At 73.3% G+C, this 23725-nt stretch carries 21 protein-coding genes; 18 read left to right on the top strand and 3 right to left on the bottom strand.

Going from position 1 to position 23725, the window contains the following annotated elements; genetic code table 11:
- Nucleotides 1-4: 4 nt before the first annotated feature.
- The 4 genes from ACH4EB_RS12500 (at nucleotide 5) to ACH4EB_RS12485 (ending at nucleotide 4997) form a co-directional block, all read left to right on the top strand.
- A complete protein-coding gene (locus ACH4EB_RS12500) occupies nucleotides 5-1372 on the top strand; it encodes a glutamine synthetase family protein (RefSeq protein WP_398347386.1) in 1368 nt (455 codons plus the stop codon).
- Between the two features lie 13 nt (nucleotides 1373-1385).
- The gene (locus ACH4EB_RS12495; RefSeq protein WP_398347385.1) at nucleotides 1386-2756 is read left to right on the top strand and encodes an aldehyde dehydrogenase family protein; all 1371 of its coding nucleotides are present in this window, start codon (nucleotides 1386-1388) and stop codon (nucleotides 2754-2756) included.
- Nucleotides 2753-3565: a 3-oxoacyl-ACP reductase gene (locus ACH4EB_RS12490; RefSeq protein ID WP_398347384.1), complete on the top strand. Its 813-nt coding sequence runs from the start codon at nucleotides 2753-2755 to the stop codon at nucleotides 3563-3565. Before ACH4EB_RS12495 ends, ACH4EB_RS12490 begins: the two co-directional genes overlap by 4 nt.
- Before the next feature lie 130 nt (nucleotides 3566-3695).
- On the top strand, nucleotides 3696-4997 hold the full coding sequence (locus ACH4EB_RS12485) for a haloacid dehalogenase-like hydrolase (RefSeq protein ID WP_398347383.1): 1302 nt from the start codon (nucleotides 3696-3698) through the stop codon (nucleotides 4995-4997).
- Between the two features lie 19 nt (nucleotides 4998-5016).
- Here the strand turns inward: ACH4EB_RS12485 and ACH4EB_RS12480 are convergent, their stop codons facing one another.
- A complete protein-coding gene (locus tag ACH4EB_RS12480) occupies nucleotides 5017-6234 on the bottom strand; it encodes an amino acid deaminase/aldolase (RefSeq protein WP_398347382.1) in 1218 nt (405 codons plus the stop codon).
- Nucleotides 6235-6457: 223 nt separating this feature from the next.
- Between ACH4EB_RS12480 and ACH4EB_RS12475 the strand changes: the two genes are divergently transcribed.
- The 4 genes from ACH4EB_RS12475 (at nucleotide 6458) to ACH4EB_RS12460 (ending at nucleotide 11138) form a co-directional block, all read left to right on the top strand.
- Nucleotides 6458-7894: a hypothetical protein gene (locus tag ACH4EB_RS12475; RefSeq protein WP_398347381.1), complete on the top strand. Its 1437-nt coding sequence runs from the start codon at nucleotides 6458-6460 to the stop codon at nucleotides 7892-7894.
- Entirely contained in the window at nucleotides 7891-9051 is a 1161-nt protein-coding gene (gene mycP / locus ACH4EB_RS12470) for a type VII secretion-associated serine protease mycosin (RefSeq protein WP_398347380.1), read from the top strand. Before ACH4EB_RS12475 ends, mycP begins: the two co-directional genes overlap by 4 nt.
- Nucleotides 9052-9474: 423 nt before the next feature.
- Complete coding sequence (locus ACH4EB_RS12465; protein ID WP_398347379.1) at nucleotides 9475-10203, top strand: SseB family protein; 729 nt, start codon at nucleotides 9475-9477, stop codon at nucleotides 10201-10203.
- A gap of 206 nt (nucleotides 10204-10409) precedes the next feature.
- On the top strand, nucleotides 10410-11138 hold the full coding sequence (locus ACH4EB_RS12460) for an MIP family channel protein (RefSeq protein WP_398347378.1): 729 nt from the start codon (nucleotides 10410-10412) through the stop codon (nucleotides 11136-11138).
- Between the two features lie 147 nt (nucleotides 11139-11285).
- On the opposite strand, the gene ACH4EB_RS12455 is transcribed toward ACH4EB_RS12460, so the two are convergent.
- Nucleotides 11286-11684: a DUF1844 domain-containing protein gene (locus ACH4EB_RS12455; RefSeq protein ID WP_398347376.1), complete on the bottom strand. Its 399-nt coding sequence runs from the start codon at nucleotides 11682-11684 to the stop codon at nucleotides 11286-11288.
- 353 nt (nucleotides 11685-12037) lie between these two features.
- Between ACH4EB_RS12455 and infC the strand changes: the two genes are divergently transcribed.
- The 10 genes from infC (at nucleotide 12038) to ACH4EB_RS12405 (ending at nucleotide 22940) form a co-directional block, all read left to right on the top strand.
- Nucleotides 12038-12652 carry a translation initiation factor IF-3 gene (gene infC, locus ACH4EB_RS12450; protein WP_125049771.1) on the top strand — a complete coding sequence of 205 codons (615 nt, stop codon included), beginning with the start codon at nucleotides 12038-12040 and terminating at the stop codon, nucleotides 12650-12652.
- Nucleotides 12653-12773: 121 nt separating this feature from the next.
- A complete protein-coding gene (rpmI, locus tag ACH4EB_RS12445) occupies nucleotides 12774-12968 on the top strand; it encodes a 50S ribosomal protein L35 (RefSeq protein ID WP_361161105.1) in 195 nt (64 codons plus the stop codon).
- Between the two features lie 103 nt (nucleotides 12969-13071).
- Nucleotides 13072-13455, top strand: a complete 384-nt coding sequence (rplT, locus tag ACH4EB_RS12440; protein WP_360135368.1) for a 50S ribosomal protein L20 — start codon at nucleotides 13072-13074, stop codon at nucleotides 13453-13455.
- 102 nt (nucleotides 13456-13557) lie between these two features.
- A complete protein-coding gene (locus tag ACH4EB_RS12435) occupies nucleotides 13558-14412 on the top strand; it encodes a TrmH family RNA methyltransferase (protein WP_398347375.1) in 855 nt (284 codons plus the stop codon).
- A gap of 41 nt (nucleotides 14413-14453) precedes the next feature.
- Complete coding sequence (locus ACH4EB_RS12430) at nucleotides 14454-15593, top strand: ATP-binding protein (RefSeq protein ID WP_398347374.1); 1140 nt, start codon at nucleotides 14454-14456, stop codon at nucleotides 15591-15593.
- Nucleotides 15594-15734: 141 nt separating this feature from the next.
- Entirely contained in the window at nucleotides 15735-16859 is a 1125-nt protein-coding gene (gene pheS, locus ACH4EB_RS12425) for a phenylalanine--tRNA ligase subunit alpha (protein ID WP_398347373.1), read from the top strand.
- Nucleotides 16859-19417: a phenylalanine--tRNA ligase subunit beta gene (gene pheT / locus ACH4EB_RS12420; protein ID WP_398347371.1), complete on the top strand. Its 2559-nt coding sequence runs from the start codon at nucleotides 16859-16861 to the stop codon at nucleotides 19415-19417. Before pheS ends, pheT begins: the two co-directional genes overlap by 1 nt.
- A 253-nt stretch (nucleotides 19418-19670) precedes the next feature.
- Nucleotides 19671-20891: a PP2C family protein-serine/threonine phosphatase gene (locus ACH4EB_RS12415; RefSeq protein ID WP_398347370.1), complete on the top strand. Its 1221-nt coding sequence runs from the start codon at nucleotides 19671-19673 to the stop codon at nucleotides 20889-20891.
- Nucleotides 20892-21022: 131 nt separating this feature from the next.
- Nucleotides 21023-22360: a transcriptional regulator gene (locus ACH4EB_RS12410; RefSeq protein WP_398347369.1), complete on the top strand. Its 1338-nt coding sequence runs from the start codon at nucleotides 21023-21025 to the stop codon at nucleotides 22358-22360.
- Between the two features lie 49 nt (nucleotides 22361-22409).
- Complete coding sequence (locus tag ACH4EB_RS12405; RefSeq protein WP_030017683.1) at nucleotides 22410-22940, top strand: NUDIX domain-containing protein; 531 nt, start codon at nucleotides 22410-22412, stop codon at nucleotides 22938-22940.
- Between the two features lie 42 nt (nucleotides 22941-22982).
- Here the strand turns inward: ACH4EB_RS12405 and ACH4EB_RS12400 are convergent, their stop codons facing one another.
- Entirely contained in the window at nucleotides 22983-23240 is a 258-nt protein-coding gene (locus tag ACH4EB_RS12400) for a hypothetical protein (protein WP_398347367.1), read from the bottom strand.
- Between the last annotated feature and the right edge of the window lie 485 nt (nucleotides 23241-23725).

Here is a 23725-nt window from a genome sequence, read left to right as displayed (position 1 = left end):
CACCGTGGCAGACCGCACGCCCCCGCTCTCCGTCGAGGAGCTGAGACGGCTCGTCGACACCGGGGAGATCGACACGGTCGTCCTGGCCTTCACCGACATGCAGGGCAGACTGACCGGCAAGCGGTTCGCCGCCCGTCACTTCCTCGACGAGGTGCTGGAGCACGGCACCGAGGGCTGCAACTACCTCCTGGCCGTGGACGTCGACGTCAACACCGTGCAGGGCTACGCGATGTCCTCCTGGGAGCGCGGCTACGGCGACTTCGCCATGCACGGCGACGCCGCCACCCTGCGCCGCACCCCGTGGCACCCCGGCACCGCCCTGCTCACCGCCGACCTCGCCTGGCACGACGGCTCGCCGGTCGTCGCCTCCCCGCGGCAGATCCTGCGCCGCCAGCTCGACCGGCTCGCCGAGCGCGGCTGGAGCGCCTACGCGGGCACCGAGCTGGAGTTCATCGTCTTCCGGGACACCTACGAGGACGCCTGGAGCCGCGGCTACCGCGGCATGACCCCCGCCAACCAGTACAACACCGACTACTCCGTCCTCGGCACCGGACGCGTCGAGCCCCTGCTGCGCCGCATCCGCAACGAGATGGGTGCCGCCGGGATGACCGTGGAGTCCGCCAAGGGCGAGTGCAACCTCGGCCAGCACGAGATCGCCTTCCGCTACGACGAGGCGCTGACCACCTGCGACCAGCACTCCGTCTACAAGACCGGCGCCAAGGAGATCGCCGCCCAGGAGGGCATGGCGCTCACCTTCATGGCCAAGTACGACGAGCGCGAGGGCAACTCCTGCCACATCCACCTCTCGCTGCGCGACGAGGCCGGGCAGCCCGTCCTGGCCGACGACTCCGGCCCGTACGGCATGTCGCGCGTCATGCGGCACTTTCTGGCCGGACAGCTCGCCGCGCTCCGCGACTTCACGCTCTTCTACGCCCCCAACATCAACTCCTACAAGCGCTTTCGCCCCGGCTCCTTCGCCCCCACCGCCGTCGCCTGGGGCCCGGACAACCGCACCTGCGCCCTGCGCGTCATCGGCCACGGCCCCGGCCACCGCCTGGAGAACCGCCTGCCCGGCGGCGACGTGAACCCGTATCTCGCGGTCGCCGCCATGGTCGCCGCGGGCCTGTACGGCATCGAGCACGAGCTGGAGCTGCCCGAGGCGTGTACCGGCAACGCCTACACCGGCGGCGCCGACCACGTGCCCGCCACCCTGCGCGAGGCCGCCGCCCTGTGGGAGGCCAGCCCCATCGCCCGCGCGGCCTTCGGCGACGAGGTCGTCGAGCACTACCTCCACATGGCCCGCGTCGAACAGGACGCGTACGACGCCGCCGTCACGGACTGGGAGCGCTTCCGCTCCTTCGAGCGCATGTAAGGAAAGCTGCGACGTGTTGCAAGAGCTGCGCATCATCAACCCGGCGACCGAGGAACTGGTACAGGTCGTCCCCGTCACGACCCCCGCGGAGGTGGACGCCGCGGTCCGGCGGGCCGCCGCGGCGCAGGAGAAGTGGGCCGCGCTGCCGCCCGGCGACCGCGCCCGCGTGCTGCGGCGGTTCGCCACGGTCGTCGGCCGGGACACCGAGTCGCTGGCCCGGCTGGAGCTGACCGAGACCGGCCACCCCATGGGCAACGCCCGGTGGGAGGCGAACAACGTCGTCGACCTGCTGAACTACGCCGCCGGGGGAGTGGAGCGGCTGACCGGCTCCCAGATCCCGGTCGCCGGCGGCCTGAACATCACCGTCCAGGAGCCGCTCGGCGTCGTCGCCGTCATCGCGCCGTGGAACTTCCCGATGCCGACCGCCGCCTGGGGCATGGCTCCCGCGCTCGCGGCCGGCAACGCCGTCCTCCTCAAGCCCGCCGAGACCACCCCGCTCACCGCGCTGCGGCTGGCCGAGCACGCGCGGGAGGCGGGCGTGCCCGAGGGCCTGTTCCAGGTCCTGCCGGGCGAGGGCGCGGTGACCGGCGACGCCCTCGTCGAACACCCCGGCGTCGCCAAAATCGTCTTCACCGGCTCCACCGCCACCGGCCGGCACATCGCCGCCAAGTGCGCCGCGCGGACCAAGCGGCTCACCCTCGAACTCGGCGGCAAGAGTCCCAACATCGTCTTCGCCGACGCCGACATCGAGCGGGCGGCGGCCGCGGCGCCCGGCTCCTTCCTCGACGTCACCGGCCAGGACTGCTGCGCCCGCAGCCGCATCCTCGTGCAGCGCTCGGTCCACGACCGCTTCATGGAGCTGCTGGAGCCCGCCGTGAAGTCCTTCGTCGCGGGCGACCCCACCGACCCGGCGACGCAGATGGGCCCGCTGATCTCGGCCGCCCAGCTCGCCCGCGTACGGTCCTACGTCCCCGAGGACGCCCCGGCGGCCATCCGCGGCGAGGTGCCCCAGGGCAAGGGCTTCTGGTACCCGGCGACCGTCCTGGAGGGCAGGCCGGACGACCGCACCGCCGTCGAGGAGATCTTCGGCCCGGTCGCCGTCGTCCTCCCCTTCGAGGACGAGGCCGACGCGATCCGGCTCGCCAACGCCACCGACTACGGCCTGTCCGGCTCCATCTGGACCCGCGACGTGGGCCGCGCGCTGCGGGTGTCCGGCGCGGTCGCGGCCGGCAACCTCTCCGTCAACTCGCACAGCAGCGTCCGCTACTGGACCCCGTTCGGCGGCTACAAGCAGTCCGGCCTCGGCCGGGAGCTGGGCCCCGGCGCGCTCGCCGCCTTCACCGAGACCAAGAACATCTTCATCAGCACCGAGGAGCAGCAGTGACCGACCAGACCACCGCGGCCACCGAAGGCGGCGCGACCCCCGTGTGCCGCCGGCTCGTCGGCCGCACCGCCGTCATCACCGGCGCCGGCAGCGGCATCGGCCTGGCCACCGCCCGCCGCCTGGCCTCCGAAGGCGCGAACGTGGTCTGCGCCGACATCGACGAGACGGCCGGAAAGGCCGCCGCCGAGGCGGTCGGCGGCACCTTCGTCCAGGTCGACGTGACCGACTCCGACCAGGTCGAGGCGCTGTTCAAGACCGCGTACGACACGTACGGCTCGGTGGACGTGGCGTTCAACAACGCCGGCATCTCGCCCGCCGACGACGACTCGATCCTCACCACCGGGCTGGACGCCTGGAAGCGCGTCCAGGAGGTCAACCTCACCTCCGTCTACCTGTGCTGCAAGCACGCGCTGCCCTACATGCAGCGCCAGGGCAGGGGCTCCATCATCAACACCGCGTCCTTCGTGGCCGTCATGGGGGCCGCCACCTCGCAGATCAGCTACACCGCGTCCAAGGGCGGCGTGCTGTCGATGTCCCGCGAGCTGGGCGTGCAGTTCGCCCGCGAGGGCATCCGGGTGAACGCGCTGTGCCCGGGGCCGGTGAACACGCCGCTGCTGAAGGAACTGTTCGCCAAGGACCCGGAGCGGGCCGCGCGCCGCCTGGTGCACGTCCCCGTCGGCCGGTTCGCCGAGCCGGAGGAGATCGCGGCCGCGGTCGCCTTCCTCGCCAGCGACGACGCGTCCTTCGTGAACGCCGCGGAGTTCCTGGTGGACGGCGGAATCGCAGGGGCGTACGTCACACCCGTATAGGCCGCGGGCTGCTTCGCGGATACAGTCCGAAGATCACCACCGGGACCGGCGCCCCGGCGCGCCGGTCCCGGTGGCATCGCTGCCCGCAGGAACGTCACTGCCGACCTTCCGCCCCTAGCACCGGAGAACCATGCGCACCAGACACGCCCTCGCCCTGGGGCTCGCCGCCGCCGCGACCGTCACCACTCTCGCGGCCACCGGGCCCGCGGTCGCCGCGACGCCCGCGCACCCCGCGAAGGCCCCGGAGCGTACGAGCTGCCCGCAGCTCTCCAAGAACATCAAGTGGTACGGGAACAACCGCGCCAAGATCCAGCGCATGATCGACGAGCGCGGCATCTGCTCGCACCCGGAGCCCGGCCCCGGAGGCCGCCCCGTCGCCGCCTTCGACTGGGACAACACCGTCGTCAAGAACGACATCTCCGACGCCACCCTCGCCTGGGCCCTGCGGCACGACAAGATCCTGCGGCCCAAGAGCTGGCGGGCCACCAGCCCCTGGATGACCACGACCGCCGACCGCGCCCTGACCAAGGCGTGCGGCACCGCCGTACCCGTCGGCCGCCCGCTGCGCACCTCGAAGAACACCGCCTGCGCCGACGAGATCATGGAGATCCGCGGCAAGGCCCGCACCATGAACGGCAAGGCCGCCTTCGCGGGCGAGTGGAACCACCGCCGCACCAAGCCCGAGTACGCCTGGATCCCGCAGCTCTTCGCCGGCCTGACCCCGGCCCAGGTCACCTCGTACGCCAAGCAGGCCCGCGCCGAGAACCTCGCCGCGCCCATCGGCACCAAGCAGACCGTCGGCACCCACGAGCTGGCCGGCTACATCCGCTACTACGACCAGCAGAAGGACCTGATCCGCACCCTCAAGGCGGCCGGCTTCCGGGTCTACATCGTCTCCGCGTCCTCGGAGACCATCGCCGAGGCGTGGTCCGGCGGCGTCGGCGTCGACCGCGCGCACACCATCGGCGTGCGCAGCCTCACCGAGGGCGGCAGGTTCACCACCGGCATCCGTGGCTGCGGCGACGTCAAGGACGGCCACGGTGAGGTGCTGCCGTACATGGACGGCAAGCGCTGCCTGATCAACCAGGAGATCTTCAAGATCAAGGGCGCCGAGGCGTGGCGGTTCCAGGACCCCGCGCACCGCATCGCGCTCGGCGGCGGCGACGCCAACACCGACGTCACCTTCGTCAACGACGCCACCGGCATTCACCTGGCCATCAACCGCAACCAGCCGGAACTGATGTGCCGCGGCTACGACAACGCCGACGGCCGCTGGGTGGTCAACCCCATGTTCATCGAGCCGCTGCCCCGCAAGTCCGGCACGTACCCCTGCGCGACCACGGGCTACACCAACACCGACGGCGGCCCCGGCCCCGTCCGCCGGCCCGACGGCACGGTCGTCCCCGACCAGCGGGACCGCCTCCACGCCTGACCCGGACCGAGGGCCGCGCCTACAGGAAGGTGCGGCCCTCCCCGCGGTACGTCGGCACCGTCTCCACCACCCGGTCCCCCTCGACCAGGTGCAGGGCCGCGAACCGCTCGCACAGCTCACCGGCCTTCGCGTGCCGGAACCACACCTTGTCGCCGAGCCGCAGCCCGTCCGCGGCCGGCCCCAGCAGCGGCGTCTGCACCTCCCCGGCCTCCTCCCGCGGGTCGTAGCGCAGCCCCCCGGGCAGATACGGCACCGGCGAACGGTCCCGCCCCGCCACCCCGGACGCCGGATATCCCCCGCCCAGCACCGTCACCACCCCCGCACCCGGCCGCCGCACCACCGGCTGCGCGAACACCGCCGCCGGACGGCCCGTGAACGAACGGTAGTTGTCGAACAGCCGCGGGACGTACAGTCCCGACCCCGCCGCCACCTCCGTCACCGCCGCCTCCGCGACCGTGTACTGCACACTGCCCGTACCGCCGCCGTTGACGAACTCCAGGTCCGGCGCCTCGGCCCGCACCGCGCGCACCACCTCCCAGCGCCGCCGCGCGAGATCCCGGCGCGCCGCCGCCTGCATCGCCCGCACGGCCCGCGAGCGCACCGGACGCCCGGCGACCGCGTCGCCCACACCGGCCACATGCCCCTCGTACGCCATCAGGCCCACCACCCGGAACCCCGGACGGCGCGTCACCAGACGGGCGAGCGCGGCCACCTGCTCCGGCCGGCTCAGCGGCGACCGCCGCGCACCGATCCGCGCCCGGCCGCCCAGCGGCCGGAAGGCGGTGTCCCACTCCAGACACACCCGGACCTCCGCGCCGCCTCCCGCGGGCCGGGCGGCGTCGATCAGCTCCAACTGCGCCACGTCATCGACCAGCACGGTCACCGCTGCCGCCGGCTTCGGGTCGGCGGTCAGCTCCGCGAAACCCGCCCGGTCCGCCGACGGATACGCCAGCAGCACGTCGTCGAAGCCCGACCGGGCCAGCCACAGCGACTCGGCCAGCGTGAAGCTCATGATCCCCGCGAAGCCGTCCCGCGCCAGCGCCCGCTCCAGCAGGGCGCGGCAGCGCACCGACTTGCTCGCTACCCGCACCGGCTTGCCCTGCGCCCGCCGCACCAGATCGGCCGCGTTCGCGTCGAAGGCGGCGAGGTCCACGACGGCCAGCGGCGCGTCGAGATGGGCGGTGGCCCGGTCGAGGCGGGCCCTGTCACCAACTGCGTCGCACGAGTACCGGGACATGGCCGCAGCCTGCCAGAACGGACTACGGGTGGGTAGGGGGAGAGAACACGACAGACCGGGCACCGACGCCCGGGCACGGGGGACGAGTTGGAGCACCGGCGGCGCCAGCCCGTAGAGTGGCGGACGCCGCAACCAGCAGGTCAGCGGTGTGATGTCCGGATACGAACCATCCTGCCCCGATTGCTGGCCGGGCCGGGGAACACAGGCGCGAGGGGGAGCGCGGGTGAGCACCGAAGCCGACTTCGCCGACGCGCATCGGCTTCCCCGCACCCCGCCCCGGGCCACGCCGGCGCCCCCCGCCGAGGATCCGCGGACCGCCGTCCCGCGCCCCGCACCGCCGGAACGGCCCGCCACCACCGGCCCCGGCCCGATGCCGCCCGCCGCCCCCACCGCCGCGACGCCGCCCCGGCCCGCCGGCCCGGCGGCGCCGCCCGCCGCGGCAGCCGGCCCGCCCCCGGACCACATCCCGCCGCGCCCCGCCCAGGCCCCGGCCCCGCCTCGTGCGGGCGCCGTGCCGATTCCTGCTCCGGTCCTGCCCCCTGCGGGCGCCGCGCCCGTATCCGACCAGGTTCCGGCGTGCACGGACGTCCCGCCGCGCCCCGCCCAGGCTCCGGTCCCGCCCCCTGCGGGCGCCGTGCCCGTGTCCGTCCCCCCGCAGGCCCCGGCGGACCGTTCCGCCGCCCCCCGCGACGCCGCCGCAGCCCCCCGCGACACCGCCGCCTTCCACCTCGCCAACAGCGAGGCGTTCTGGAACGCCCCCGGCGGCGCAGAGGCGCGCCCGCAGGTCCCGGCCGCTCCGCCGCGCCCCGCCCAGCCACGGGCCGAGAGCGCGCCGCCCCCCACCGGGCACCCGCTTTCCGGCCCGCCCGTGCCACCGGCCCCCACGGCCCCGCCGTACGCCGCCAAGACCTCCCGGCGCACCGCGCTCGCGGCCGCCGGACTCGTGCTCGGCCTCGGCCTCGTCGTGGGCGCGACCACCGGCACCTGGCTCGCCGACGACCCGGACGGCAGCCCCGCCGCCGAAGCGGTCTTCGCGCACGGCCGCGAGGCCTGGCACAGCGCTCCCGTCGACACGCTCTTCCCCCGCACCCTGAACGGCCTGAGCACCGGCCCCGGCGGCGCCGACCGCACCTGGGTCCGCGCCGCCGTCGCCCCCGACAGCGGCTGCGCGGGCGCGTTCGACCCGCTGCTGGCCAAGGCGCTCGCGCCGGTGGGCTGCGGCCGCCTCGTGCGCGCCACCTACGTCGACGCCACCCACACCAACCTCGTCACCGTCGGCGCCGTCTCCACCAAGGCCGACCGCACCGCGATGAAGGACCTGCGCCGGCGCTTCGCCACGGAGCTCCTGGACACCCGTACGGACCTGATGCCCCGCCCGTACGCGGCCAAGGGCACCCCCGCGGCGGGCTTCGGACCGGAACAGCGCGCGAGCTGGACCCTCCGCGTCCTCGACGACCTGCCCGTCGTCGTCTACGCCGTCTCCGGCTTCGCCGACGGCCGCACCGTCGACGCCCCGCAGCCCGCCGCCGAGGCCACCCGTAAGGGCGCCACCACCGCCCCCGCCGAAGCCGGGCTGGGCCACGACGCCAAGGCCGTCACCGAGCGGATCGAGCAGACCTTCCGCAAGCAGGCCACCCGGGCCACCACGGAGTCGCCATGACCAGGCCGCTGCTGCGCGCCGCGGGCGTCGCGCTGTCCGCCGCCGCGCTGACGGTGCTGCCCGCCCTGCCCGCCCACGCCGACGGCATACGCGCCCAGGAATGGGCCCTGAACGCCCTGCACGCCGAGCGGGCCTGGGAGACCACCAAGGGTGACGGCATCACCGTCGCCGTCCTGGACACCGGCGTCGACGCGGACCACCCGGACCTCCAGGGCCAGGTCCTGCCCGCCAACGACCTGGTCGGCTTCGGGGCGCGTCCCGGCGACAGCTCCTGGGCCGAGCACGGCACCGCCATGTCCGGCATCATCGCGGGCCACGGTCACGGCGCCGACCGGGAGGACGGCGTCATCGGCGTCGCCCCCGAAGCCAAGATCCTGCCGGTCCGCGTGATCCTGGAGGACAGCGACCCGCAGCGGCAGCGGGCCCGCGCCGAACGGGCCGGCGCGCTCGCCGACGGCATCCGCTGGGCCACCGACCACGGCGCCGACGTGATCAACCTGTCCCTCGGCGACGACAGCCGCTCCGCGCACCCCGAACCCCGCGAGGACGCCGCCATCCAGTACGCCCTGAGCAAGGGCGTCCCCGTCATCGCCTCGGCCGGCAACGGCGGCAAGGACGGCGACCACGTCTCCTACCCCGCCGCCTACCCCGGCGTGATCGCGGTGGCCGCCGTCGACCAGTGGGGCTCCCGCGCCGCCTTCTCCACCCGCCGCTGGTACGCCACGGTCTGCGCGCCCGGCGTCGGCGTCGTCATCGCCAACCCGGACCGCAAGTACTACGAGGGCTGGGGCACCAGCGCCGCGTCCGCCTTCGTCTCCGGCGCGGTGGCGCTCATCCGCGCCGCGCACCCGGACCTCAGCCCCGCCCAGATCAAGAAGCTGCTCACCGACACCGCCCAGAACGCCCCGGAAGGCGGCCGCAACGACGAGCTGGGCGCCGGCATGGTCGACCCGGCCGCGGCCATCGAAAAGGGCGACGCCCTCAAGCCGGCCCCGCAGCGGCCCGAAGCGGCCGCCTACGCCAAGCGGTACTTCGGCCCCGGCCCGACCGCCGGCACGGCCACCGCCGACACCGCGTGGCTCCCCTGGACCGCCACGCTCGCCGGCCTGACCCTCATCACCACCTCGGCCATCCTCTGGCGCAAACGCCACCCCTGACCGAACCGGTCCCGGCCCCCATGCCGCCGCACCGGGCCACCCACCGCCCGCACCACGAACTTCTTCATCCCCCTCCCACGGAAGGGGGCGGGCCGGAGCGGCCTGCCGCGCAGGCCCGTCCCCGAACCCGACCGCCCCGCGCAGCGGCCCCCACCCGCCGCAGGCACGATGGCGCCGCACCCGGGTACGGCCCGGACCGACGATCCGGCGGGGCCGCAGGCGCCGCGCAGCCGCACCTGGGAACGGCCCGGCCCCGACAATGCAGCGGGGCCCGCCGCAGGCGCCTCGCCGCCGCACCCGGCCACGCAGCCAGCACCGACACTCCGGCCGGGCCCCTCGCAGGCGCATCCCGGCACCCGAAAGCGACCGGTGCCGACCGGCCCGCTCCCCGGGCCCGAAGGGCCCACCGCTAGGCTCAGGAGCGTGCTCAAGAACATCCCCACCTCGGAATTCTCCGACGACGACGGCACCGCCGACCCGGAACTGTCGGCCGCCCTGGCGGCCTACGCCGCCCGCCGCGAGGCCGGGGCCCGTCTCCTGCCGCTGCTGAGCCGGGCACGGCTCCTCGTTCCGGTCGTCGCCGTGCTCGGCGAGGTGGAGACCGGCCCGGACGGTCTGAAGCGGGAGAAGACCAGCGACATGGCGGTGCCGACGTTGCAGGCCCCCGACGGCCGTCGCGCGCTGCCCGCCTTCACGTCCCTGGAGACGCTGCACCGCTGGCGACCGGACGCCCGCCCGGTGGCCGTGCCGATGCGGCAGGCCCTGCTCGCCGCCGCGCACGAGAAGGCGGACACGATCGTCATCGACCTGGCGGGCCCGGCGACGTACCAGCTCACCGGCGCCGCGCTGCGCGCCCTCGCGGAGGGCCGGGAGAGCGGCGACCCGCGCGACGACCCGGCCGTCACCGACGCGCTGCGCGCCCTGCTGACCGCCGAGCCGGACGTCCTGACCGCCCGGCTGGACCCCTCGGCGGAGGCCGACGCGACCCTGGCCCTCGGGCTCGCCCCGGAGGCCGCGCCCGCCGCCGTCGCGCGGCGCCTGGCCGAGGCGCTGGCCGCCGACGAGACCCTGCGCTCCCGGCTCGTACGTGGCCTCGACCTGGCCCTGCTGCCGCCGGGCGGGGACACCGCGGGCGCCTTCTTCACCCGCTGACGGCTCCGGCCCGGGGCCACCGGCCCCGCCGATCCGACGCCCGCGACCGGCCGCCGCCCCCTGGGCCCGCGACCGGCCCCGCCCCTCGGCCCGTAAACGGGCCACCCCCGCGCGCGCCACCACGCGCCCGCCCCCGTCAACAGGCGGATCCCCGTGACGGGCCTCACAATGCGAAGGAGAGAGCAAGATCCGCACGAGGAGGCCCCATGGAGACGACAACGGAGACCCGCACGGTCGTATCCGAGTTCCTCGGGACGCTGCTCCTGGTGTTCTTCGCCGTCGGCTCCGCGGTGCTGGCCGGCGAGTACATCGGAACCTTCGGCATCGCCCTGGCATTCGGCTTCACCCTGTTGGCCCTGGCGTACGCGATCGGCCCGATCTCGGGCAGTCACGTCAACCCCGCGGTGACCCTCGGCATGTTGCTGGCCCGCCGCATCACCCCCCGTACGGCGATCGAGTACTGGATCGCCCAGCTCCTGGGCGGCATCATCGGCGCGGCGCTGCTGTTGCTGGTCGCCAAACAGGTGCCGGGGCTGAAGACCGACGAGGCCTTCGGGTCCAACGGGTGGGGCGACCGCTCGGCCGTGCACATCAACCTCGGCGGCGCCTTCGTGGCCGAGATCGTGCTGACGTTCCTGCTGGTGTTCGTGGTGCTCGCCGTCACGCACCGGGTGGCGGTGGTCGGCTTCGACGGCCTGCCGATCGGCCTGGCGCTGGCGACCGTGCATCTGATCGGCATCCCGCTGACCGGTACGTCGGTGAACCCGGCCCGCAGCATCGGCCCGGCCCTGTTCGCGGGTGGCGGCGCGCTGTCACAACTGTGGCTGTTCATCGTGGCGCCGCTGATCGGCGGTGCGCTGGCCGCGCTGGTCCACCAGGTCACCCACCCGCCGAACGAACCCACGCTGGTCGCGGACGAGCGCTCCGCCGCGTGACGGCGCCGCCCGGCCCCTGGTACACCCGGCCCTGCGTACAGAGGGGGCCGCTCCCGGCACACCAGCCGGGAGCGGCCCCTCGCGCGCGCCGTGGGCGCACCCGCCCGGCCGGCCACGGTCACCGTGGTCCGCCGGGCGGGGTACGGGCTACCCGTACACCGGCCCCGTGAACTTCTCCCCGGGCCCCTGCCCCGGCTCGTCCGGCACCAGCGACGCCTCGCGGAAGGCGAGCTGGAGGGACTTCAGCCCGTCCCGCAGCGGCGCGGCGTGGTACGAGCCGATCTCGGTCGCGCTGGCCGTGACCAGCCCGGCCAGCGCCTGGATGAGCTTGCGCGCCTCGTCCAGGTCCTTGTGCTGGGCGCCTTCCTCGGCGAGCCCGAGGTTGACCGCCGCCGAGGACATCAGGTGCACGGCGACCGTGGTGATCACCTCGACCGCCGGTACGTCCGCGATGTCGCGGGTCATGGCGTCGAAGTCCGGGTTCGCGGGGGCGGCGGGGGCGGCCGGGTCCGCCGGTCCGGGCTGCTGCGGGGTCTGGTCACTCATGGTTGCGTGCTTCACTTCCTGCTCAGGGGTCGGCTCAACCTTATGGCCGCCCCGCCCACGGGTGGGGCCCGCCCCTCGGCTCGTGTACTCTGGGAGTCCGACCGGTCGAGTACTCATGTACCCGACCCACAAGTGGAGGCTCCGATCTCCCACCCGAACCGACCTCACGGTCGGCGGGTCAACGGTCTGGCTGCGCCCCGCGATGACATCGCGGCGGTGCTCCCGATCCATTGAGGAGCCCCGCCTGTGTCCCGTCCGGGGCGTTTTTCGTGTTCCGGCGCGGTTGGTCACATCGAAACAGACGTTACGCGGCAGTCCGCCAGGCCGTCGCGTGGTGCTACCGAGGAGGATCCATCAGCGCCGAGCCCCGCATCAACGACCGGATTCGCGTCCCTGAGGTGCGACTCGTCGGTCCCAGTGGCGAGCAGGTCGGCATTGTGCCGCTTGCCAAGGCCCTGGAGCTTGCGCAGGAGTACGACCTCGACCTGGTCGAGGTGGCGGCGAACGCCCGTCCGCCGGTCTGCAAGCTCATGGACTACGGAAAGTTCAAGTACGAGTCGGCCATGAAGGCCCGTGAGGCGCGCAAGAACCAGGCGCACACGGTCATCAAGGAGATGAAGCTCCGGCCGAAGATCGACCCGCACGACTACGACACCAAAAAGGGTCACGTCGTCCGGTTCCTCAAGCAGGGTGACAAGGTCAAGATCACGATCATGTTCCGTGGTCGCGAGCAGTCCCGCCCCGAGCTGGGCTTCCGACTGCTCCAGCGGCTCGCGGAGGACGTCCAGGACCTCGGGTTCATCGAGTCGAACCCCAAGCAGGACGGCCGAAACATGATCATGGTCCTCGGTCCGCACAAGAAGAAGACCGAGGCGATGGCCGAGGCCCGCGAGGCGCAGGCCGCCCGCAAGGCGGAGCGCCAGGGTCCTGCCCCGGAGCAGGACGTCGAGGAGCCCGCCGAGGCGTGATCCAGGGCGCGAGCCCCGGATTGCGCCGGGGGTCGCCCCGGACAGCAACCGATACATCTGACGCCCCCGGGCGCCGGTCCCCGGACCGGTGGGGGCGCCATCCAAGAGGAGAGAACGGCGCATGCCGAAGAACAAGACGCACAGCGGTGCCAGCAAGCGCTTCAAGATCACCGGCTCCGGCAAGGTGATGCGGGAGCGCGCCGGCAAGCGCCACCTGCTCGAGCACAAGTCGTCCCGCGTGACGCGTCGCCTCACTGGCAACGCCGAGATGGCCCCGGGCGACGCCGCGAAGATCAAGAAGCTTCTCGGCAAGTAAGTCCTGCCCGCCCGCCGTACGGCGCGGCACAGGACCTGGACCGGGACCCAATCGATTCGGGCCGTGTGACGACAACCACGGCCCCGCTACAAGGAGTTAACAAGTGGCACGCGTCAAGCGGGCAGTCAACGCCCACAAGAAGCGCCGGGCGATCCTCGAGCAGGCCAGCGGCTACCGCGGCCAGCGTTCCCGCCTCTACCGCAAGGCGAAGGAGCAGGTCACCCACTCCCTCGTCTACAACTACAACGACCGCAAGAAGCGCAAGGGCGACTTCCGGCAGCTCTGGATCCAGCGCATCAACGCCGCTGCCCGCGCCAACGGCATGACGTACAACCGCCTCATCCAGGGTCTGAAGGCCGCCAACATCGAGGTGGACCGCAAGATGCTGGCCGAGCTCGCGGTCAACGACTCCAACGCGTTCGCCGCGCTGGTCGAGGTGGCCCAGAAGGCGCTGCCGAGCGACGTCAACGCCCCGAAGGCCGCCTGAACCACGGCCTGAGGCACGTTTGTCACGGACCCGCAGGCCCCGGCCTGCGGGTCCGTCGCTCTTCCGCACGCCCCACCCATCCGAAGAAGTGAGCCGCCGCCCATGGGCACCCCCGAGTTGATCTCCCCGCGTTCCGCACGCGTCGCCGCCGCCCGGCGGCTGGCCCGCCGCAACTTCCGCGGCAAGGAGCGCCGGTTCATCGCCGAGGGCCCGCAGGCCGTACGCGAAGCCGTCGAGCACCGCTCCGGCGGCGAGCGCACGCTCGTCGAGCTGTTCGCCACCCCGGAGGCCGCCGAGCGGCACGCGGACATCGTCGCCGCGGTACGGGCTGCCGACGTGCCGGTCCGCCTCACCGACGACGCGACCATCGCCGAACTCTCCCAGACGGTCACCCCGCAGGGCCTGATCGGCGTCTGCCGGTTCCTGGACTCGCCCTTCGAGGAGATCCTGGCCGCCCGGCCGAAGCTGGTCGCGGTGCTCGCCAACGTCCGCGACCCCGGCAACGCCGGTACGGTGCTGCGCTGCGCGGACGCCGCGGGTGCCGACGCGGTCGTGCTGACCGACGCCTCCGTGGACCTGTACAACCCCAAGTCGGTACGCGCCTCGGTCGGTTCGCTCTTCCACCTCCCGGTGGCCGTGGGCGTACCGGTCGACCAGGTCGTCGGCGGGCTGCGGGAGGCCGGCGTACGCATCGTGGCGGCCGACGGCGCGGGCGCCGACGACCTCGACGCCGAGCTGGACGCGGGCACCATGAGCGGCCCGACGGCCTGGGTGTTCGGCAACGAGGCGTGGGGCCTGCCGGAGGAGACCCGCGCCCTGGCGGACGCCGTGGTGCGCGTCCCCATCCACGGCAAGGCCGAGAGCCTCAACCTGGCCACCGCCGCCGCCGTCTGCCTCTACGCCTCGGCCCGCGCCCAGCGCACCACCGGAGGGTGCCGCTCCGGCTCCCGCGGCTAGTAGGGTTGCGTGCCCGGGGGACCGGGAAGGGGGTTGCGGGGATGAGTACGAGGGCAACCGGTACGACTGTCGCCGCCGACACCTGTCCGGACGCCGGTTCCGCGCGCGGCCCGATGGCCCCCGGCCTCCTCGGGGCCGGGCTCGAACCGGACGATCTGCCCGACGGTCTGGTCGTCGCCGACGAGACGGGCCGGGTCGTCTGCTTCAACGCCGCCGCGGCCCGGATCACCGCCATCGACCCGCACGACGCGCTGGGCCGCCCGCTGGAGAAGGCGCTGCCGCTCCAGGACATCGAGGGCCGCCGCTGGTGGCAGCTCACCGACCCGTACGGGGGCCTGGCGATCCGCAGCGGCCAGCCGGAGCGCAACCTGCTGCTCGGCGGCCGCGAGGTACTGGTCTCCGCGCGGTACGTACGCAGCCACCCCACCGGCCCCGTCCGGCGGCTGGTCGTCGCGCTGCGCGGCACGGAGGCCCGGCGCCGCACCGAGCTGAGCCACGCCGAGCTGATCGCCACCGTCGCCCACGAGCTGCGCTCGCCGCTCACCTCGGTGAAGGGCTTCACCGCCACCCTGCTGCAGAAGTGGGAGCGCTTCACCGACGACCAGAAGCGCCTGATGCTGGAGACCGTGGACGCGGACGCCAACCGCGTCACCCGGCTCATCGCCGAGCTGCTGGACATCTCCCGCATCGACTCGGGCCGCCTGGAGGTGCGCCGCCAGCGGGTGGACATGGTCTCCGCCGTCCGTCGGCACGTCCAGGCGCAGACCACGGCGGGGCAGCTCCCCGACCGCTTCCTGATCAGGATGGTCGGGCCGCTGCCCGATCTGTGGGCGGACCCGGACAAGGTCGACCAGGTGCTGGGCAACCTGCTGGAAAACGCGGTGCGCCACGGTGAGGGAACCGTCACCATCGAGGTGGGGCCGGCACCGGGCGGCTTTGGAGCGGAAGGGACGAGCGTCACCGTGAGCGACGAGGGCCCCGGTATCCCCGAGGAGTCGATGAGCCGCGTCTTCACCCGCTTCTGGCGGGGCAGCAAGCGCGGCGGCACCGGCCTGGGCCTCTACATCGTCAAGGGCATCGTCGAGGCCCACGGCGGCACGATCACGGTCGGCCGCGCGCCCGCCGGCGGCGCCCTGTTCCGATTTACCCTGCCCGTCGGGGCCCCGGCCTTCATGGCCTGAGCGGCGTCCGGCGGGCCCACCCCCGCCGGGGCTCGGATGAGGCGCGGCCGCCCTGCCCCGTAGACTGCACCTTTGGCACCTTTGGCACTGCACACGTCGGGGGCAAGCCGCGCGCCAAGCCCATCGGAAGCACGGGAAGAGATGTCCGCACCCAATAAGTCGTACGACCCTGTCGAGGTCGAGGCCCTGAAACCGGAAGAGATCGCCCGCATGCGGGACGAGGCGCTCGCCGCCATCGCCGCCGCCGGTGACCTCCAGGAGCTGCACGAGGTGAAGGTCGCGCAGACCGGCGGCACCTCGCCGCTGGCGCTGGCCAACCGCGAGATCGGCGCGCTGCCGCCGCAGGCCAAGGCCGAGGCCGGCAAGCGCGTCGGCCAGGCCCGCGGCCAGGTCGGCCAGGCGCTCAAGAAGCGCCAGGAGGAGCTGGAGGCGGAGCGCGACGCCCGGGTGCTGGTCGAGGAGGCGGTGGACGTCACGCTGCCGTACGACCGCGGCCGGCCGGGCGCCCGGCACCCGCTCACCACCCTGTCCGAGCGGATCGAGGACGTCTTCGTGGCCATGGGCTACGAGGTCGCCGAGGGCCCCGAGGTCGAGTCGGAGTGGCTGAACTTCGACGCCCTGAACCTCTCGCCGGACCACCCGGCCCGCACGACCCACGACACGTTCTTCGTCGAGAACACCGCGACGGGGACCGACCAGACCGGTGTGGTGCTGCGCACCCACACCTCGCCCGTGCAGATCCGGTCGATGCTCGACCGGGAGCCGCCGCTCTATGTGGTCTGCCCCGGCCGCGTCTACCGCACCGACGAGCTGGACGCCACTCACACCCCGGTGTTCTCGCAGGTCGAGCTGCTCGCCATCGATGAGGGCCTGACCATGGCGGACCTCAAGGGCACCCTGGACCACATGGTCGTGGCGCTCTTCGGCGAGGGGATGCAGACCCGGCTGCGGCCGAACTACTTCCCGTTCACCGAGCCGTCCGCCGAGATGGACATGGTGTGCTACGTCTGCCGCGGGGCCTCCGTCGGCGACCCGGAGCGCCCGTGCCGCACCTGCTCCAGCGAGGGCTGGATCGAGCTGGGCGGCTGCGGCATGGTCAACCCGCGGGTGCTGGTGGCCTGCGGCGTCGACCCGGAGAAGTACAGCGGATTCGCCTTCGGGTTCGGCATCGAACGGATGCTGATGTTCCGCCACAACGTCGAGGACATGCGAGACATGGTCGAGGGTGACGTCCGGTTCACCCGGCCTTTCGGGATGGAGATCTGATGCGGGTCCCGCTTTCTTGGCTGCGGGAATACGTCGACCTGCCGGCCGGTGAGTCCGGCCGTGACGTACAGGCCAAACTCGTCGCCACCGGTCTTGAGGTCGAGACCGTCGAGCAGCTCGGCGCCGGCCTCAAGGGCCCCTTGGTCGTCGGCAAGGTCCTGACCATCGAGGAGCTGGAGGGCTTCAAGAAGCCGATCCGCTTCTGCACGGTCGACGTCGGCCAGGCCAACGGTACCGGCGAGCCGCAGGAGATCGTCTGCGGCGCCCGTAACTTCGCGGTCGGCGACAAGGTCGTCGTGGTGCTCCCCGGCGCCACCCTGCCCGGCGACTTCAAGATCGCCGCACGCAAGACGTACGGCAAGGTCTCGCACGGCATGATCTGCTCGGGCGACGAGCTGGGCATGGGTGATGACGGGAGCGGCGGCATCATCGTGCTGCCGCCGGAGTACGAGCCCGGCACCGACGCCATCGAGCTGCTCCAGCTCGTCGACGAGGTCCTGGACATCGCCGTCACCGCCAACCGCGGTGACTGCCTGTCCCTGCGCGGCATCGCCCGCGAGGCCGCCATCGCCTACGGCCTGCCGCTGCGAGACCCCGCGCTGCTGGACGTGCCGCCGCCGAACTCCTACGGCTACCCGGTCAAGGTCGCCGACCCGATGGGCTGCGACCGCTTCACGGCCCGTACGGTCGTCGGCCTCGACCCGGAGGCGCGCTCCCCGATCTGGCTCCAGCGCCGTCTGCAGAAGGCCGGCATGCGCCCGATCTCGCTCGCCGTGGACGTCACCAACTACGTGATGCTGGAGCTCGGCCAGCCGCTGCACGCCTACGACCGCACCCGCGTGGACGGCACCATCGGCGTGCGCCGCGCGGAGCCCGGCGAGAAGCTGACGACCCTGGACGGCGTCGAGCGCGTCCTGGACGCCGGCGACCTCGTCATCACCGACAACCGCGGCCCCATCGGCCTCGCGGGCGTCATGGGCGGCGCCAACACCGAGATCGCCGACGCGTCCCCCACTGCTTCAGGCGTGGGAGGTGCCCCCATCGACCCGGAGACCGGCGTGGTCAACGGCACCACCGAGGTCGTGATCGAGGCCGCGCACTTCGACGCGGTCTCCATCGCCCGTACGGCCCGCCGTCACCGGCTGACCTCCGAGGCGTCCAAGCGCTTCGAGCGCGGCGTGGACCCGCAGGCCGCGTCCGCCGCGGCGCAGCGCACCGTCGACCTGCTGGTGCTGCTCGCGGGCGGCACCGCCGAGGCCGGCGTCACCGAGGTCGTCTCGCCGAGCGGGCCGCGCACGATCACCGTGCGCGCGGACCACCCGGACCGCGTCGCGGGCGTCGCGTACGGCCGCGAGACCGTCGTCCGCCGTCTTCAGCAGGTGGGCTGCGATGTGTACGGCCAGGACGAGCTGGTCGTGACGGTGCCGTCCTGGCGGCCCGACCTGACCGACCCGAACGACCTGGCCGAAGAGGTCATCCGCCTGGAGGGCTACGAGAACCTGCCCGCCACGCTGCCGAAGCCGCCCGCCGGGCGGGGCCTGACCGAGCGTCAGCGGCTGCACCGCCGGGTCGGCCGCGCGCTGGCCGGCGCCGGTTACGTCGAGGCGCTGAACTACCCGTTCATCGGCGAGGCGGTGCTCGATCAGCTCGGCATCGAGGACGACGACCCCCGCCGCCGGACCGTGCGGCTGGTCAACCCGCTCTCGGATCAGGAGCCGCTGCTCCGTACGACGCTGATCCCGGGCCTGCTCACCGCGCTGCGCCGCAACGACGGCCGCGGCTCGCACGACCTCGCGCTCTTCGAGACCGGCCTGGTCTTCCGGCCGACCGGCGACGAGAAGCCGTCCGTGCGGCTGCCCGTCGACCGCCGCCCGAGCGACGAGGAGATCGCCGCGCTCGACGCCGCGCTGCCCGAGCAGCCGCGCCGGGTCGCGGTGGTGTTCGCCGGCGCCCGCGAGCAGGACGGCTGGTGGGGCAAGGGCCGCCCGGCCACCTGGGCGGACGCCGTCGAGGCGGGCCGCACCGTGGCACGCGAGGCGGGTGTGGAGCTGATCGTGCGCCAGGACCAGCACGCGCCGTTCCACCCGGGCCGCTGCGCGGCGCTGCTGGCCGTGATCGACGGCGAGGAGGTGCTCGTCGGCAACGCCGGTGAGCTGCACCCGCGCGTCACCAAGGCGCTCGGCCTGCCGGAGCGCACCGGCGCGATGGAGATCGACCTGGACCGCCTGGAGCGGGCCGGCCAGGGTGTCGTCCAGGCACCGCGCATCTCCACCTTCCCGGTGGCCACCCAGGACGTCGCGCTGATCGTGGACGCGTCGGTCCCGGCGGCGGACGTGGCGGCGGCGCTGCGCTCCGGCGCGGGCGACCTCCTCGAATCGCTGCGGCTGTTCGACGTGTTCACCGGCGAGCAGGTGGGCGAGGGCAAGAAGTCCCTGGCCTACGCGCTGCGCTTCCGGGCGCCCGACCGCACGCTGACCGCCGACGAGGCCTCCGCCGCCCGTGACACGGCGGTCGCGGCCGCGGTCGAGAAGACGGGCGCGGTGCTGCGCGGCGCGTGATCCACGCGCCGTCGGCCGCCGTACGCCATGGGTGACCCAGCGGGGCCCGGTGATGAACCTCGGTTCGTCGCCGGGCCCCGGTGCGTTCTCCCGCCTTCACCCGTTCGAGTGAGATCAGAGCGCAAAGTGTCCGCTTGACCACACGCGGTCGCAAGAATCGTCATCGGACGATGCGGCGTGCTCAGACAGAGGGTCTGCCGCGGGGCAAGGAAGCCGGGCCGACCGCCTCGATGGTTGCTGGGGGAGCATCGGCATGATCCGAACCTGGGCGCGGCGGGGCGGAGCGCGCCGACCGCGGGCCGTGCGAGCCCGACGCGCCTTCTTCTTGGTACTGCCCGGTCTGTGGGTGCTCGCCGTGGTGATCTGGGAGCTGTTCAGCACCGCGGACGGTCAGTTCCTCCAGCTCCTCGCCGCGGCCCCCGCCATAGCCTGCGCCGGCACCGGCCGGCGGCAGTGTGTGGTGCTCGGCGGCCTGTGCGCGTTGCTCGCGCTGCTGCCGGTGGGCCCGGGTGTCCACGCCCTCACCCGCGTCGGCACGTGCTGTGCCGTCCTGGTCGTCGTCGCCGCCAGTTACCTCACCGCGGGCCGGCGGCTGCGCCTGCTGCGGGAGCTGGAGCGTACGAGGGAAGTGGCCACCGCCGCGCAGCGGGTGCTGCTGCGCCCGCCGCCCGCGCGGGTGGACGGCATCGTGGTCGCCGCCGACCATCTCGCGGCGGACGAGGCGGCGACGGTCGGCGGTGATCTGTACGACGTCGTGGCGACGCGGCACGGCGTACGGGTCGTCATCGGCGATGTGCGCGGCCACGGCCTCGGCGCCATGGGCACGGTCGCCGCCGTCCTCGGCAGCTTCCGTGAGGCGGTCCACGACGAGCCGGAGCTGGGCGGGGTGCTCCGCAAGCTGGAGCGCGCCCTGCATCGGCACCTGCGGGAGCGGGCGCGCGCGGAGCACCCGTCGGCGGGCGGCGGGGAGCCGGAGAGCCCGCTGTCCGAGGAGTTCGTGACGCTGCTGCTGGTGGAGATCGACCGGGACGGTGCCGTACGGACCCTCAACTGCGGGCACCCCTGGCCGTACCGCCTCAGCCGCAGCGGCGCGCTGCCGGACGCGCCCGGTGAACCGATGCCGCCGCTCGGCCTCTTCCCGCTGCCCGCCGAACTGCCGGTGACGGACTGCCCGCCGCTGCTGCCCGGCCAGGCCATCTTCCTGCACACGGACGGGGCGACGGACGCGCGGGACGCCGACGGGACGTTCTTCCCGCTGCCGCGGGCGCTCGACGACAGTGTCCGGTCGGTCCGGGACTGCCGCCCCTCCGCGGTCGTGGAAGGTGTACGGGCCGCGCTGCTGCGGCACTCCGGCGGACGGCTGTCCGACGACGTGGCGCTGCTGGTGCTGTGCAACGACCGCCTGCGGGTACCCGCCCAGGCGGACGCGGCGGCCCTGGCGCGCGGGCGTGTCCGGGCGGGCCGGGCGGAGTGAAGGAGGGCGCGGCCGGTTCACACCCCGTGTGAAGGCCGCTTCATTACGCTGATCTCAAGGGGTTGTTGAGTCGACAAGTCTACGAGTGGCCGTCCCGGCCGGGGGCGGGACGGCCCCGTCAGGAGGGCACCATGGAGCCCAACAGCCTGCTCGACGCGATTCTCGACGAGGCAGGCATCTCGCACGCCGGGCTGGCGCTCCACGTCAACCAGCTCGGCCGGCAGCGCGGACTCGCGCTGCGCTACGAACACACGGCCGTGGCCCGGTGGTTGAAGGGGCAGCGGCCACGGGGCCAGGTACCCGACCTGATCTGTGAAGTCCTCAGCGAGCGGCTGCACCGGGCCGTGGGGCTCGACGACATCGGACTGAGCCGGCCGGGAGTGCGCCGCGCCCCGGACACGCCGCTCTCCGGATTCGTGGAACGGGCCACCGCCCTGTGGCGCTCCGACGAGCAGCAGCGCCCCCACGTGCTGTCCGCCCCCGCCCTCACCGGTACCTCGGCGGTCATCCCGGTCTGGGAGTGGGAGAACCCGCCCGAGGACTCCGACGTGTCCCGGGACGGCCTGACCAGGGTCTCCATGGCGGACATCGAAATGCTCCGCGCGGCGCGTACGCACTACGAGCAGATGTACCGGAAGGCGGGTGGTATCGCGACGAGAACGCGGATCGTGGGATTCCTCAACACCGAGGCGGCGCCGCTGCTGCGGGGCAGTTACACCGATGCGACGGGACGTCAGCTCCACCGGGCCACCGGTGGACTGGTGGCCGTCGCGGGAATCTGTGCGTACGACTCGGACGCCCTCGGGCTGGCGCAGCGCTACTTCCATCAGGCGCTGCGGCTGGCCAAGGCGAGCGGGGACCGGGGGCTCGGCGCGTATGTCATCGCGCTGCTGGTCAACCAGTCCCTGTTCGTACGGGAGTACCGTCAGGCGGTCGCCTTCGCGGAGGCGGCTCTGCGGGCGGCGGGGCCGCAGATCACCCCGGCGCTCGCGGCCGATCTCTACGCGATGCAGGCCAAGGCGTACGCACGCCTGGGGGACGGGGCGAGCGCGCTCTCCTGCATCCGGCGTGCGGAGGCGGCGGCCGAGCGCATACGCCCTGGTCAGGAACCCGACGAAACGGATTACGTCCAGCCGGGCCTGGTGAACGTCCAAGTGGCGGAGGCGCTGTTGAGCCTGGGGGACCTGCGGGCCGCCCGGGCCCACGCGGACGCCGCCGTCGACACCCCCGCGCACGACCGGGGCCGGGTCCACCGGCTGGCCATGCTCACCCATATCGAGCTGCGCCAAGGGGACGCGGACCAGGCTGTGGCCAACGCCGCGCAGATGACCGAACAGGCGCGGGGAATGGAGTCGCAGCGGTTACGGGACCGGCTGCGGGCGGTGCGCGAGCACCTGGCCGAAACCGGAGGTTCCGCCACCGACGAAGCTGCCGATCTGATCGACGAGGCGCTGCGCGTTCCACTGTGAAGCCGGCCCATGTCACCTTGCCAGCCCAACGGCGGAAGGTGGCACATACGTGCGATGGAAGAATCTCAGTGAGCAGACCGTGTACGAGAACCGCTGGTTCCGGGTCAACCTCGCCGATGTCGAACTCCCCGACGGCCGCCACCTGGATCACTTCCTGATCCGGTTGCGGCCCGTCGCCGTGGCCACAGTGGTCAACGAGGCCAACGAGGTGCTGCTGCTGTGGCGGCACCGCTTCATCACCGACACCTGGGGATGGGAGCTTGCCGCGGGGGTGGTCGAGGACGGCGAGGACATCGCCGCCGCGGCCGCCCGGGAGATGGAGGAGGAGACCGGGTGGCGCCCCGGCCCCCTCGAACACCTCCTCTCCGTGGAGCCGTCCAACGGCCTCACGGACGCCCGGCACCACATCTTCTGGTCCGACCAAGGCGCGTACGTGGGCCATCCCGAGGACGACTTCGAGTCCGACAAACGGGAGTGGGTCCCCCTGAAACTGGTACCTGACATGATCGCGAGAGGGGAGGTGCCGGCCGCCAACATGGCGGCCGCACTGCTGCTGCTGCATCACATCCGGCTGGGGTGACCCGGGCCGCGGCGCGTGGGGTGCGCCGCTGACCCGCCGGCCTCAGTGCCCCATCGCCTGCCATACGGCGATCGCCAGCGCCGCGAGCCCCGTGAGTGCGGCGATGGAGGGCAGCGGCCAGCGGCCGTGCTCCAACCGCGTGACGCGGGCCTGCAAGTCGCCCGCGTCACGCTCGTTCTGTTCGGAGCGCTGTGCGAGCAGCGCCAGTTGGCCGTCGACACGTGCCGTCCGCACATCGAGGCAGCGTCTCAACTCCGCCATGTCGGTGGCAACCAGGTCGGGTTCGGGGTGGGCGGTCACGGTCCGCTCCTCTTTCCTCTCTCGGGCGGGACTTCGTTGTCCATACGCGCAGCAGTCAACTACCTCGGCACGGACGGCGGGAGCGTGTGCGGAACGAATATGCGGGTCTGCCGCGCACACCCCGTGTGAAGTCACCCGCCGTGACGGCCCGTGCGGGAGCGCCGACTTCACACGGGGTGTGCGCCCCGCACCCGAAGCGGGTGGGTTCACACGCTGCCGACCATGGCCGCGAACACCGAGGCTGTTCATCAACGGGGGCCGCTGCCGGTGGACGGGCGCCCATCGGCCGGTTGTCCGCCCGCCGTCTTTCCCCCGAGCGGCGGGCGGACCATGAACGGGGGACGTCGCTCAAGGGGCGGGACGGCGGGCGGATTCGCACGTCAGCCGCACCGGGCCGTCCGGCCCGGTGCGCGGGGCGCAGGACGGCGCGCGGGCCGCTTCCCCAGCCGGGAAGCGGCCCGCGCGCCGTGTGCCGTCCGCGCTGA

The organism is Streptomyces sp. NPDC018045 (assembly GCF_044327445.1).
GTDB lineage: Bacteria > Actinomycetota > Actinomycetes > Streptomycetales > Streptomycetaceae > Streptomyces.
The sequence above is the reverse complement of the archived record's forward strand: the minus strand, read 5'-3'. Positions and strand labels throughout refer to the sequence as shown.